The organism is Chloroflexota bacterium, from assembly GCA_020161265.1.
GTDB lineage: Bacteria > Chloroflexota > Chloroflexia > Chloroflexales > Herpetosiphonaceae > Herpetosiphon.
Map to the genome: position 1 here is coordinate 865,493 of JAIUOC010000001.1, position 13,504 is coordinate 878,996.

General features: G+C 48.9%; 8 protein-coding genes and 1 CRISPR repeat array. Of the genes, 3 read left to right on the forward strand and 5 right to left on the reverse strand.

Annotated elements, in window-relative coordinates; translation table 11 throughout:
* Positions 1-20 precede the first annotated feature (20 nt).
* Positions 21-1,229 (forward strand): glycoside hydrolase family 5 protein, encoded by a 1,209-nt coding sequence (locus tag LCH85_03120; GenBank protein ID MCA0350965.1) that lies wholly within the window; start codon positions 21-23, stop codon positions 1,227-1,229.
* Positions 1,230-1,724: 495 nt separating this feature from the next.
* Here LCH85_03120 and LCH85_03125 read toward each other — a convergent pair whose 3' ends face one another.
* The 4 genes from LCH85_03125 to LCH85_03140 all read right to left on the reverse strand — a co-directional run bounded on the left by LCH85_03125 (position 1,725) and on the right by LCH85_03140 (position 5,232).
* A complete protein-coding gene (locus tag LCH85_03125) occupies positions 1,725-2,105 on the reverse strand; it encodes a hypothetical protein (protein MCA0350966.1) in 381 nt (126 codons plus the stop codon).
* Between the two features lie 139 nt (positions 2,106-2,244).
* Positions 2,245-2,589, reverse strand: a complete 345-nt coding sequence (locus LCH85_03130; protein MCA0350967.1) for a hypothetical protein — start codon at positions 2,587-2,589, stop codon at positions 2,245-2,247.
* Positions 2,586-4,670 (reverse strand): O-antigen ligase family protein, encoded by a 2,085-nt coding sequence (locus LCH85_03135; protein ID MCA0350968.1) that lies wholly within the window; start codon positions 4,668-4,670, stop codon positions 2,586-2,588. Before LCH85_03135 ends, LCH85_03130 begins: the two co-directional genes overlap by 4 nt.
* 172 nt (positions 4,671-4,842) lie before the next feature.
* A complete protein-coding gene (locus LCH85_03140; protein ID MCA0350969.1) occupies positions 4,843-5,232 on the reverse strand; it encodes a hypothetical protein in 390 nt (129 codons plus the stop codon).
* Positions 5,233-5,351: 119 nt separating this feature from the next.
* Here LCH85_03140 and LCH85_03145 point away from each other — a divergent pair, with 119 nt between their 5' ends.
* Together LCH85_03145 and LCH85_03150 are read left to right on the forward strand one after the other, a co-directional pair.
* Complete coding sequence (locus LCH85_03145) at positions 5,352-5,756, forward strand: hypothetical protein (GenBank protein MCA0350970.1); 405 nt, start codon at positions 5,352-5,354, stop codon at positions 5,754-5,756.
* Positions 5,757-6,277: 521 nt separating this feature from the next.
* A CRISPR array of direct repeats spans positions 6,278-10,234; the repeat unit is 24 nt; unit sequence ATTTCAATCAACGCCCCGAGGAAG.
* A gap of 108 nt (positions 10,235-10,342) precedes the next feature.
* A complete protein-coding gene (locus LCH85_03150) occupies positions 10,343-11,677 on the forward strand; it encodes a DUF2254 domain-containing protein (GenBank protein MCA0350971.1) in 1,335 nt (444 codons plus the stop codon).
* Here the strand turns inward: LCH85_03150 and LCH85_03155 are convergent.
* A complete protein-coding gene (locus tag LCH85_03155; protein ID MCA0350972.1) occupies positions 11,658-13,460 on the reverse strand; it encodes a diguanylate cyclase in 1,803 nt (600 codons plus the stop codon). The two genes, LCH85_03150 and LCH85_03155, sit on opposite strands and share 20 nt — an antisense overlap.
* Positions 13,461-13,504 lie beyond the last annotated feature (44 nt).

Sequence of the window (13,504 nt, forward strand, 5' to 3'; positions counted from 1 at the left end):
ACAATAATGTGGAGGCAGCAATGCAACAATCAAATCGTCGCTGGCGCTGGTGGAATTTAACATTACTCTTCCTCTTAGTTGGCATGCCATTGGCAACTAATGCCAACCAACATAACGCAAGTAGCCCAATCGCTACCTTGCCATCATTGCATGTCAGCGGCAATCAGATTCTCGACCCCGATAATCGTGAGGTTAGACTACGGGGTTTTGCCATCCCCGATTTGGAATATCTGGCCAAATATCGCGATGGTGGTATTCCCGCAGCGATTGATCGAATTACCACTAACACAGCCAGTTCGAGTGCCTTTCATTCACGGGTCGTTCGTTTGCCGGTCTATCCAGAACCTCAAGGCTTGCCAATCGATGGTTGGTTGGCCGACCCCGACCATTATTTCAGTACTTATTTGCAACCTGCAATTCAGCACTGTATTAGCCGTAACGTCTACTGTATTATCGATTGGCATTGGATTACAAATTATGTTGAGACGGATGATTCAGCGCGAACTGCCTATATTAATACTGCCACGATCGCTTTTTGGGAGCGCATTGCCCAAGCCTACCCCAACCATCCCAATCTTTTATTTGAGTTGTTCAATGAGCCAATTGAGCCGTTCGATTGGGCGACTTGGAAAAAAACTGCCCAGCCGTGGATTAAGATCATCGATCAATACTCACCTGAAAGCTTGATTTTAGTTGGCGCTCCTCATTGGAGCCGCGATACTAGTGGAGCCTTAAATCTGCCGTTTGTGGGAGAGAATATTGTTTATACCGCGCACATTTATCCGCAACATACACGTTTGCGACCAAGCACACCTGTTGCAGTAGGCGAGCAAGAAGCAAAATGGCAAGCATGGTTTGGCGATACCGCCGAAGTTTACCCGGTAATGATCACCGAATTTGGCTGGGATGTCTGCGACCCTGACCCGAATACCCAAAGTGGTTGTAGCAATGAGCCAATTGTTGGCACTACCTCGTCCTTTGGCACACCGTTCCGAGCATTCGTCGATCAATCGGCGGTCGCTGGCTGGACAGCCTGGGTTGCTGATTATTGCCTAGGCCCAGTTACCTTTGATTATGATTGGAATGTACTTGGCGGCAATGCCCATCAAGGTAAATTTATTCGTACTTGGCTCTATCAAAAACGTACAGACTTCTTCCCAACAACCATTGGCATTGAACAGCCAGTCCCACCATTCAATGTGCCGCCAACCTTGCCCGATAATTGCTAAGGCTTTTACAACCAACTTAAACCAAAACCGCCTTGGATTCACCAAGGCGATTTTTATGTCAAACTAGAATTATAAATACGACCATGGATTTGGTTGTTCAATAGTTTGTGGGTTTTGCTGTGGCTCTGGCTGCACGCCAAAAGCAGCAATCATGCCAAACAATAGGGCGGCGGTCAGTAGGCGACGTTTGATTGAACGCATCGGAACATCCTTTCGGTAAACGTTTTTTCGATAGTTCTAGCCTACCAAATCGCTTGCCTAGTCACTAGTGTAGCTGCGTGTTAGTAGCGTGTCAGGGCTGGTGTAAACCTCAAAGGCGATACAAATCATCCGCTGGATTAAGCTCTAGGGTGATAATGATGCAACCAGATTCCAGTTTGCATCGGAGTTATGGTTGGGTTATCCCAGATATTCACAGCGCTTCGGCATAATGAGGTAAATGGGGCGAAACGAGGAGCAGCAACGAAGCCAATTCAACGGCTTCGTTGCCAATTTTCACATTGCAAATAAGGCTGTGGTGCGGGTACGAATCGCAATCCCCATCAAGAAGAAACCCAGTAAGCCATAAATTAATGCTTCAAAGCGATTATCACGGCCTCGCGTGAAAGCAAATGTTGCCGGAATCGAAATAAGCGCGACCGCTGCATACAAAATATGGAAGATATCACGTTGTGGGCGAGCACCGCCGATATACAGCAAAATTCCGACAATTGCCTCAACAATCACCAGGCCTTCGCCAATCACCAAAGCGCCCCAAAAATCGCCAGTGATCGAACGCCCAGTAAAAAATAGAAAACAGCCCCAAACGCCAATAATGATCATAAAGAGCATAAAGGCAATTTGTAGCCGATCATGCAACAGATATAAGATGTTCATTGAAAGTCCTTTGCTAGATGGGGGTTGGGGATCGGGGGCAGGGGGATCGGACACCAAGCTTTATAGATTGGGAAATTAGCCTACGTGTCCTTCATAATTGAAAACCAATCCCCAACCCCCAACAACCGATCCCCAACCCCTACCCTTCCAACTTGCGCCGCAATGCCGCAATTTCACGTTCAACATCGGCCACATAATTATCGAGCCAACCAGGAGCCGAAGCGCCCAATTGATTTTGGCGCATGCGCAAACGACGTAATTCGCGCTCATTTTGGCGCAATTGTTCGCTCAGCGAGGGAGCATATGGCTCAGGAATTGGCTCGGCCAGCGCTGAATCGGGAACTTCATCCAAATATTGCACCACCAACTCGCTGACCAAATCGCTGACTTCCATCGAACGGGCACGACAAAGCCGCTCTAAACGATCGCGTTGTTCAGCAGGTAAGACAACTCGACAAGGCAAAGTAAAGAAACCGTCGCTCATGATTCCTCCGTTGCGGATGGCCGCCAAACACTGATAAGGAGCAAGCTCCACCAGAGATATATCATATCACCGCCAAGCATGGTTTGGTCAAGCATGCCATGAATCACTAAATCTGCCAAGATTGCCAGCACAACCAAGCCTAGAGCCTGTTTGCTGCGCCACCAACGCCAAATCTGCCAGCCAAGCATAGCCAAAACTACCAGCAAACCAAGCAAACCCAATTGCAACCAAACATCAAGCAGCAAATTATGCGGATGCGCCAAGGTCAAAAAACGAATTTGCGGAATTCCATAACGACTTGGCTCAAGCTGGGCAAATTGATCAAGCCCAAACCCAAGCACTGGTTGATCCTGCACCGCTCGCCATGCCGAGGCCCAAATCTCTTGGCGAGCCGAGCCAGTGCCCTCGCCAAGCCGCAGCACGCGGGCCAGCAAACTGGGCTGAATCAAGCCAAAGCCTGCTAGCCCAACACCAGCCAAGCCAACAGCGCCAAGCAACAAACGCCAACGTCGTTGCAGCAGCAAAACCAGAGCAACAGCGCCAGCCACGCCCAACCATGCGCCGCGCGTAAAGGTCAGCAAGACACCCAAACTCAGTGGGAGGCTGAGTAACCACGCCAATTGGCGCTGTTGGGCCGATTCGGCACTCAAAGCCAAGGCTAAACTACCAGCCAAACCAGCACCCAAGTAAACACCCAAGGCGGTTGAGCTTGGCAACAGGCCGATCAAGCGTGGCACCCCAGTCGTGGCCCAAACGCCTTCGCCCAAGGCAAAACGCACCAAGCCATCACCAGCGATCCAAGCCGCCATGACAATATAGCTCCAGAGCATACTTTGCGCTTTAACTCGCTGAGTTGCCAGTAATAGCAAGGCCACACAAGCCCAAATTGCTGGCTCGATGATCGTGCGCCGCAATTCGCGTAGGGCTGTCGCAGGCTCAACCAAGCCACTAGAGCCAAGGCTCAACCCAGCCGCCAGCACCAAACCCAGCGCTATTGCCCCAATTGGCCAATACCAACTAGTTTTGAGCCAGGCCAAGTGTGGGCGTTGGCCGCGCCACCAACGCCAAATCACATGCAATAGCAAACCAGCAGCACTGATGCCAAACAAGGTTTCGTTGAGCGGAAAACTCAAGTTACCAACCAAGCGAGCGCGATAATACAGCGGAATCGCGAGCAACGGCAGACAAGCAGCTAAACTTGGGCGCAAGCCAATTAAGCCAACTAGTGCGAGCAACCCAACCGCCGCCACAGACCATGGCAGGCCAAACCATGCCGCCAAGGCCACACCTGCCACCACCAACAGCCAATCTTTGGCTAATACAGCGCGTAAAACCCACCACAACAAACCTGCTAAACCCAAGGCTAAACCACTTGCCAAAACCCAACGCCACCATGGCCGCGCATTAGTTTGGCTGGTGATTGTTTGTTGCAAGGTTTGGGCATATTGATCAAGCACTTGGCGATAGGTTTGATCAAGTTCGCGCAGTTGGCGTTGGCTATAACTGGCCCGCCCAACCTCAATCGCTGCTTGGGTTGCTTGTTCAAGTGTGCCGTTGCTAATCGTAATTGCGCGGGTTTGAAAATAGTCGCTGCTTGGGGCCAACCAATCGCTGCGGGTTCCGAGTGGTGGTGGATACAGTTTGAGGTGTTCGACAATTGGCCACGTGGCTGAGCGCAGTTGCTCGGCCAATGCACCTAAATCGCGGGTTTGGCCCATCAAGGCCGTATCGTAGGCTTGCAAGGCTTGGCGCTCATGCTCAGCCGCCAGTGAGGCTTGGGCCAATAATTCAACATCAGCCGCCAATTCGCGCCGCACTTGGGCTTGTTGTTCGGGGCTGAGTTGGGCCAATTGCACGCCACGGCGCTCGAAATCACCACGTTCGCCATCAAGCACACTAGCAGCAATGACAGCAATTTGGCGTTGCTCAGCCTGTTGATCAAGCGTGGCAAGGCTCGCCTGAACCAACGCCGCCGGAGCGTTGGCATTCGATAAGGCTGGCATTGGTAAGAATAATGTCCAGCAGCTGAGGCCAAGCAGCAGCAAAGCCAATACCCGATCAAATTGGCGTGATTGAGCCATACAACGATCTTTCCACATTGCTATACCAGATCATGGGGTTGATATCCCACTTCAAGCAAGTTAAGGATTGATAAAGGTGGGAGCAAACATCCTGCGCCCGAATCCTGCCCAGAGGGGTTATCACCAGCTACGAAGCAGGCTAGGATCAACCACGGTTCATCGTTGCTGAAGCTTAGGCATCACGAGACGGTGGCGCTTGTTGAGCCAACACGCTTGCAACATCGGGCGGTTGCCAATCGGCGGGTTTAAGCTGTTTACCATCGGCTCGGCGCGGGCCAGTGGTTTTGGCTAAATTTGCCCGATGCACTTCAGCAAACACCGGATTCAAATCAATGCCATACGTGAGGCATAGGCCATAGGTAACATACAGTAAATCAGCGGCTTCTTGAGCAATAGCAACCAGATCTCCAGCGTTAACCGCCGCTTGGAGTTCGGTATATTCTTCCTGAAGTAATGTTTGGCGCAAAGCTTGCACAGCGAGAGATGGAAGTTGGGGGGTCTCTGGCAACTCCATTCCAATCGCCTCGTGAAATGCTCGCACCGCAGCGCTATGATCTGGCATCGTCAACCTCAAACCAATGAACCGCGCTTATCCTACCCGTGATCAGCGAATGCTGCAACTGATGGCCCTGTTTTCGCCGTCATATTCGCATCACAAACCCTAGTTCGGAGCCTTTTCGCATGACAATGTACTCACGCCAGATTGATGCGCAGACCCGTACTGCGCAATTCTCCTATGATCCACGTGGGATCTTATGGATCATCTCGCTCCCTGCAGCCCAAGAATCGCCTGCTGACGCGACTGAAAATGTAGCAGTCATGCAACGGTTCTTGGCGAATCGGCCAAATAGTGCGGTTATTCTCGATATGCGAGCCTTAGAAGCGATCGATCGCGAAGCTCGCCATATTTACACTAGCGGCGATGGTAAGTTCCCCGCGCGAGCCTTAGCGATCGTGGTCGAATCGGCAACCAGCCGCATCACTGGCAATCTCTATATGACGATTAGCCGTGGGAGTGGCCGCCCAACCCGTATGTTTCAAACTCCTGCCGATGCTGAAATTTGGGCGGTTAATCAACTTAACTAATTAAAAAGTGTTAGGCGAGGGGATACTAGCTAGCCTAGCATCCCCTTTAGTGGTTAAAGCGCCACTATTTCTGGCCTCAAACTAGGATTCGGCAAGGGGTAATCATCCGCGAGGAACCTAAAGAAACACAAAGAATACTAATTCATCAATCCAGAAGTATAGAGGATTTAAGGGTGACAAATGATTTTAGTTCTTGGGCATGGGGTGATAACCCAAGCTCAGATCTTCTCGTGGCCTGATTAACTGATATTGGTTTCGATCGCCAAGCGTTGATCGGTATAATGAGCGAGGGTGCGCAACGTCCGAACGGCCACTACGTGCAGGGCATTCGTGGCATGAAGCTTGACAGCGCTGCTAGAATAGGCCATAGTCAATCCTTAGGATGGTCACATGTCAATCAATCTGGCATATCTAGTTTACCATAATTTTCTTGCTTACAAATTGAAACAACTCCGTGGCATGGGTTATCGCTTGCATCCTGCTGCTGGTGTAGCCTGCTTTCGAAAAGTGGACACCTAGGTATTTCAATCAACGCCCCGAGGAAGCGGGGATTAAAACACGCGCAACCTCGTCGATCTTGGCGAACAGCAGGCATTTCAATCAACGCCCCGAGGAAGAGGGGATTAAAACAAAATGAAAAAGCTCTTCTCCTAATGGATATTGACACATTTCAATCAACGCCCCGAGGAAGAGGGGTTTAAAACCATCAGGACCTCGAAAGATCCCTGGGTGTCCAGGAACATTTCAATCAACACCCCGAGGAAGAGGGGATTAAAACCTATAGCAGACAAAATATGTCTGGCACGAACTGGCCATTTCAATCAACGCCCCGAGGAAGAGGGGATTAAAACCCAGAGTGGGCTTTTTTTCGCAAATCGCCTTGAAGCTAATCTCAATCAATGCCCCGAGGAAGAGGGGATTAAAACCAGAATAGCGCAGCCAATTCTGCGCCATCCAGTCAATCTCAATCAATGCCCCGAGGAAGAGGGGATTAAAACTTTGTGGTTTACTCGAAGAATTTGCGTCATTACTAATGAATCTCAATCAATGCCCCGAGGAAGAGGGGATTAAAACGAAGATGTTGGTTAACAGTAAATGGGAAATCAATTGAATTTCAATCAACGCCCCGAGGAAGAGGGGATTAAAACTCAAGGGCAGTATCGATTTCGATTATTAATTTGCCATTTCAATCAACGCCCCGAGGAAGCGGGGATTAAAACCAATGGAAGGTTGCCAATAGTCTTGCGGAAGTAGAGATTTCAATCAACGCCCCGAGGAAGCGGGGATTAAAACGCGAGAATGATTACAGGAACCCAAAAGGTTTTGCCTGTTATTTCAATCAACGCCCCGAGGAAGAGGGGATTAAAACCTCGTTCCAGAGAACGCCATTGCTGTCGTTATCTTTCATTTCAATCAACGCCCCGAGGAAGAGGGGATTAAAACCTCGTTCCCGCTGAAGCCGAATCCGACGACGTGTGCTATTTCAATCAACGCCCCGAGGAAGCGGGGATTAAAACCTCGTTCCCGCTGAAGCCGAATCCGACGACGTGTGCTATTTCAATCAACGCCCCGAGGAAGCGGGGATTAAAACACAAAGGCCATCTTTTTCTCCTTTACTGAAAGAGCTTATTTCAATCAACGCCCCGAGGAAGCGGGGATTAAAACTCCAGAATCACTGGTTGGTAACCGGGGGATTCTGGATTATTTCAATCAACGCCCCGAGGAAGAGGGGATTAAAACGCGATAGGCCTGTCCGATGTGCGTATTTGTTCATGATGAATCTCAATCAATGCCCCGAGGAAGAGGGGATTAAAACGCAAATGATTGATCTCCACGAATTGCATTTCCCATAAAATCTCAATCAATGCCCCGAGGAAGAGGGGATTAAAACGCGCAGCCAGCAAAGTTTGATTGGCTGGCTGCGCAATCTCAATCAATGCCCCGAGGAAGAGGGGATTAAAACCATGGAACACATCTCCCCGCTCGATTTGTCCAAGCTCATTTCAATCAACGCCCCGAGGAAGAGGGGATTAAAACGCTAAGGAAGCCACAGTCCCAGGACCATATTTTTCGAATTTCAATCAACGCCCCGAGGAAGCGGGGATTAAAACAAAACTGTCACCAGAGACGTTGGCTTTGATCACACGACATTTCAATCAACGCCCCGAGGAAGCGGGGATTAAAACCCTCAGGAGTCTCAATTTGGGCGCCATTGGTGGCTTCAATTTCAATCAACGCCCCGAGGAAGCGGGGATTAAAACATTAATCTTTTATTTTTTAGGTAATGCACCAAGTAGAATTTCAATCAACGCCCCGAGGAAGCGGGGATTAAAACCAATTGCCTTCCTCAATCACGCGGCGAAAGAATTATTTCAATCAACGCCCCGAGGAAGAGGGGATTAAAACGGAAGTTGACTCAGAAGAGGTAATCTGTCTGGAATCGGCATCTCAATCAACGCCCCGAGGAAGAGGGGATTAAAACCATATGATTGCTAAGAGTATAGCTCTGCCTGGCACATCTCAATCAACGCCCCGAGGAAGCGGGGATTAAAACAGAATTGACCATCAAACATTAGTTGTACTGATTGGATCTCAATCAACGCCCCGAGGAAGCGGGGATTAAAACCAGGGTGACCGCATTGTCGTTGCCGATGGGGAAGCTATTTCAATCAACGCCCCGAGGAAGAGGGGATTAAAACCAATCCGATCACGAGGTTTCCTCCATGATAGTAGGGTCATTTCAATCAACGCCCCGAGGAAGAGGGGATTAAAACAGACAAGTTTCGTATCGCAATGGGTCGAGCGCCATCAACCATTTCAATCAACGCCCCGAGGAAGAGGGGATTAAAACTTACTGGGACCCAGAAGATTTTGCCTGTTAGTTTAGTTATTTCAATCAACGCCCCGAGGAAGAGGGGATTAAAACAGACTATAGATGCGTAAGGCATCGGTAGCCCGTAAACTGTGGATTTCAATCAACGCCCCGAGGAAGAGGGGATTAAAACAATAAGGGCCATAAAGGCAAAAAAATTGAAAGGTTTTTTATTTCAATCAACGCCCCGAGGAAGAGGGGATTAAAACGAAAATCATTACCCCATTAGTTGGAGTATTAGTAAATCCATTTCAATCAACGCCCCGAGGAAGAGGGGATTAAAACGGTTGAAACATTATTTAGCTGGCGCTACCGCAATGGGATTTCAATCAACGCCCCGAGGAAGAGGGGATTAAAACAAATAAACGATATCCCAGCAATCAATTTTTTGGCATCTCAATCAACGCCCCGAGGAAGAGGGGATTAAAACAAAACCGTTAAAATCGACCGGTGGAAGAACCTGTCCATCTCAATCAACGCCCCGAGGAAGAGGGGATTAAAACATTCAGCATTGATTTTATTGCGATCATTAATTGAAATCTCAATCAACGCCCCGAGGAAGAGGGGATTAAAACCCACTGGATCATCGTGCCGCTTGAAGCTACGATGATCTCAATCAACGCCCCGAGGAAGAGGGGATTAAAACGCGCGGAAGATTGGTCCAGCGGCTATAATAGCCATAATCTCAATCAACGCCCCGAGGAAGAGGGGATTAAAACTGGCCAAACGGGGCCATATCAACGCTGTAGCGGGGCATATCTCAATCAACGCCCCGAGGAAGAGGGGATTAAAACTTTGGCTCAACCGGAAAGTCAATGTACGCAATCGTATATTTCAATCAACGCCCCGAGGAAGCGGGGATTAAAACCATAAGATCGCTGGCTGATGTTGGCGCCATAATCGGATTTCAATCAACGCCCCGAGGAAGAGGGGATTAAAACCAATAGAATGGCCGATTCCTAATAGTGATAGGTAATGCATTTCAATCAACGCCCCGAGGAAGAGGGGATTAAAACACTACTGTTGTGCAATGGGAGAGGGAAATGCCATTCCATTTCAATCAACGCCCCGAGGAAGAGGGGATTAAAACTAAACTACTAATAAAGAAAACTAACGCATCTAAAATCATTTCAATCAACGCCCCGAGGAAGAGGGGATTAAAACTATGTTGAGGGTCGTCACGGTGTTCGTGGAAAGGTCGAATTTCAATCAACGCCCCGAGGAAGAGGGGATTAAAACATGTTCACTGTCACCAAGAATGGGTGGCGACTCAGCCCTTCGGATTTCAATCAACGCCCCGAGGAAGAGGGGATTAAAACTCCATTCATCAGCTTATATAAATCAGCATTATATAGTGTATTTCAATCAACGCCCCGAGGAAGAGGGGATTAAAACCAATAGCGGCAGTATCTCAGAGCGATCAAGTGCAAATTTCAATCAACGCCCCGAGGAAGAGGGGATTAAAACGCGATAACGCGATTAATGTAGGCAAAGTGTTCGGGCAACATTTCAATCAACGCCCCGAGGAAGAGGGGATTAAAACACCTAGTCCTTTAAGATCTTCTCTCGGGACTAGTTGCGTATTTCAATCAACGCCCCGAGGAAGCTGAGTTATTGCCACAACCAAAACTTGCCAAAACCCACAATTTGATGCAAGATCAACACGGCCCAGCGCCCATGCTCCACACCGTTCATTCCACCCATTAGAGGCTCTATGCGTATCACTCGCGAACTCGAAAATCAGTATCATAAGCTGGATTCATCGTTATGGTTTCGGCCCACGCTCATGGCAATTGGCTCGGCTATTTTGGCCTTTATCACGGTTGAGCTGGATCGGGTTTTCGATTTTGATCATGTGGCTTTTTTGCGGGCTGGGATCGACGATGCGCGGGCGATTCTCTCTTCTGTCACCAGCTCGATGCTCACCGTCACCACCGTTACCTTTTCGATCATTATGGTGGCCTTGGTGCTCGCGTCGCAGCAATTTTCGCCACGAATTATTCGTAATGTGATGCGCGATACGCCTTCGCAATATGTACTAGGCACATTTATTGGCACATTTATTTATAGTTTGCTGGTGCTGGGGCAGATTAACGATCAAGCATCGTTTGTCTTTGTGCCGATTCTCTCACTTGCCACTAGCATTATGTTAACTCTCTTGAGTATTGTGGCCTTTATTTATTTTGTGCACCACATCGCCGAGACAATTCAAGCCAGTGTCTTGATTGCCCGCGCCGCCGAACGCACGATCGATGTGTTGGATCGGCGCTTCCCCGAAACGCTGGGCCATGCGATGGAGCAAATTCCACCGCCGCCCATCCCCAACGAAACCCCAACCACAATTTACAATGCCAAGGGCGGCTATATTCAAGCAATCGATCCTGTGCCTTTGTTGGAGTTGGCTCAGCGCTTCGATGTAGTGATTTACATGGATCGCGCGGTCGGCGATTTTGTGCCAACTGGTAATCCACTCTTACATATGGTTCCGCAACGCGAACTTGATCCCGATAGCATCGCTGAATTTCAAGATGTATTCGAGATTGGTTTAGAACGAACGTTGTTTGATGATGTGTTGTTTGGCATTCGCCAACTGGTGGATATTGCGCTCAAGGCAATTTCGCCTGCGGTCAATGACCCGAGCACCGCGATTAATGCGATCGATTTGCTGAGTGATGTACTGGCGCAGGCCATTCGTCGCCCTGAGCAATCGCCATGTCGCTACGATGAATTTGATCAGCTACGGGTGGTTGCGAATACAATTACATTTCGCCAGATGTTAGGCACTGCACTTAACCAAATTCGCCAATATGCTAAAGGCGAAATCGCGGTAACTGCCCGATTATTGGTGTTGCTGAATGAAGTTGCGCTAGCCTGCGACAACCAAGAACGCCGGGCCATGCTCTGGGAACAAGCCTGCATCATCACACGGGGAGCCGATCAAGGTATCACTGAGCCATTCGATCGCGCCTATATCAACGAGCATTTGGTGACGCTTGCCAATACATTAGCCATCGCAGCTGAGCAACGCATTATGCTGAAAGTTGGCTAACTGACGCATCCAAACGCTCAACCGTATAACAATTGCGCCCCGCCGCCTTGGAACGATACAACGCTTGATCAGCTAATTGGGTCAGGCGTTCAGGGTCATCAACCTGCTCAGTCCAGGCAATGCCAAGGCTAATTGTTACGTTGACGGCGGTTTGCTTAACCACATACGGCGTGTTGGCAATCGCCGTGCGCAAGCGTTCAGCAATCACAATTGCCTCTTGCATCGAGGTATGCGGCAGAAAGACCAAAAATTCCTCGCCGCCGTAGCGCCCAAACACATCGCTATGACGCAGCACCAACCGCGCTCGTTGGGCAATCCCACGTAGCACCTCGTCGCCGCTATCATGGCCATAGCTATCGTTAATCGCCTTGAAAAAATCAATATCAAACATAATCCAAGCCCAGCCTTGCGCATCAGTTTGTTGATGTTGCAAAGCAAGGTCGATTTGTTCGTATAAACCGCGCCGATTGAGAATTTCGGTCAGTGAGTCAGTTTTAGCCCATTCAGCCAATTGCAAATTAATTTGTTGAATATCAGCTAATTGTTGATGCAAATCATCATTTTGCAAATGATACAGCGCTGCTTGATTACGAGCTTCATCTAAACGATACATTGTTTGTAGAACTTGCATTCGTCGCACTGATTGCTCATTAAAAACCGTATCTTTTAATTCATAATAGGCTTTATAGTGCTTCAACGAGGCTTTAAAATCGCCTAAGGCCTCATAGGTATCAGCCAAAGCTTGATGTGCCCGATAGACTTTTTGCTGATTGATTGTAGGATTGACTGAAATCAAGGCTTGCTCAAGAATCACGCGGGCGGCTTGATAATGCTTAATCCGATTGAGCAAAACACCATGGCGAATCAAGGCTTCAATTGCTTCGTGAATATTGTTCGAGCCACAAGCTAATTCATAGGCTTGCATAAAATGCTCAATTGCTCGGTTTTGTTGATCAAGCCCAGCATAGGCTAAACCTAAATTATTATGACACTCAGCCTGGCCATGCTGCCAATCGATTTCGTGATAGAGCGCCAGTGCTTGCTCACCATAGCTCACAGCCTGCTCAAATTGCTTCAAGGCACAGGCCGCCCGACCGCTGTTATCGAGAATTTCGGCTCGCATGCGCAGATGCGCCGGAAATTGGGTCATGGCTTCAAGTAAGCGCAAACCATGCGCCAGATCATTCAGGGCAATTTCGGGGCTTTGCAATTCGCAATGCAAAAAGCCCAAATTATTGCAAACCAAAGCCTCAAACCATTGATCATTTAATTGGATCGCATCGCGTTTGGCTCGCTGCAAATATTGCAAAGCTTCGGTATAGTTGCCCAGCACAATTAATAACACGCCCAAGGCATTATGCACCGCCGCGCTATGAATGCCGCTGGCCAAAAATGCATCACTATCTTCCGAGCCAAGTGAGGCTGATTGAAAACTGGTATCTAAGATATCAAGCCAATGCGGGTTGGGCTGGCGGGGTGGGGTTAATTGGCACAGTTTGCTGGCGCGAAAGAGGTAGGTTAACGCCTGATGATACGATTGTTCACTAAACAGCAGTTTGGAACGCCAATAGAAACAATCGATCAACCCTTGAGTATAAGGCTTGCTTTCGTCGCCCGCCATCCGCGCCAAACCTTCGGCCTGATGGTTGAGTGCCCAAGCCTGTTCATGGTCAACTAAACGGAGTTCGGCAACTAATCGGTTAAGTACATCGACATGCTGCATTGGGTTATGAATTTCGGCCAATGCAGCATGTAAGGCCGCTAAAGTTGTTGCATGATTCATGCTTGCCACGCAGTGTAATGATTAAAAATTCGTTGCATGCATCA

What these genes read in the sequence shown, in the direction of transcription:
- LCH85_03120 (MCA0350965.1), top strand. Translation starts at nt 21, where the DNA reads ATGCAACAATCAAATCGTCGCTGGCGCTGGTGGAATTTAACATTACTC.
- LCH85_03125 (MCA0350966.1), bottom strand. Translation starts at nt 2,105, where the DNA reads ATGAACATCTTATATCTGTTGCATGATCGGCTACAAATTGCCTTTATG.
- LCH85_03130 (MCA0350967.1), bottom strand. Translation starts at nt 2,589, where the DNA reads ATGAGCGACGGTTTCTTTACTTTGCCTTGTCGAGTTGTCTTACCTGCT.
- LCH85_03135 (MCA0350968.1), bottom strand. Translation starts at nt 4,670, where the DNA reads ATGGCTCAATCACGCCAATTTGATCGGGTATTGGCTTTGCTGCTGCTT.
- LCH85_03140 (MCA0350969.1), bottom strand. Translation starts at nt 5,232, where the DNA reads ATGCCAGATCATAGCGCTGCGGTGCGAGCATTTCACGAGGCGATTGGA.
- LCH85_03145 (MCA0350970.1), top strand. Translation starts at nt 5,352, where the DNA reads ATGACAATGTACTCACGCCAGATTGATGCGCAGACCCGTACTGCGCAA.
- LCH85_03150 (MCA0350971.1), top strand. Translation starts at nt 10,343, where the DNA reads ATGCGTATCACTCGCGAACTCGAAAATCAGTATCATAAGCTGGATTCA.
- LCH85_03155 (MCA0350972.1), bottom strand. Translation starts at nt 13,460, where the DNA reads ATGAATCATGCAACAACTTTAGCGGCCTTACATGCTGCATTGGCCGAA.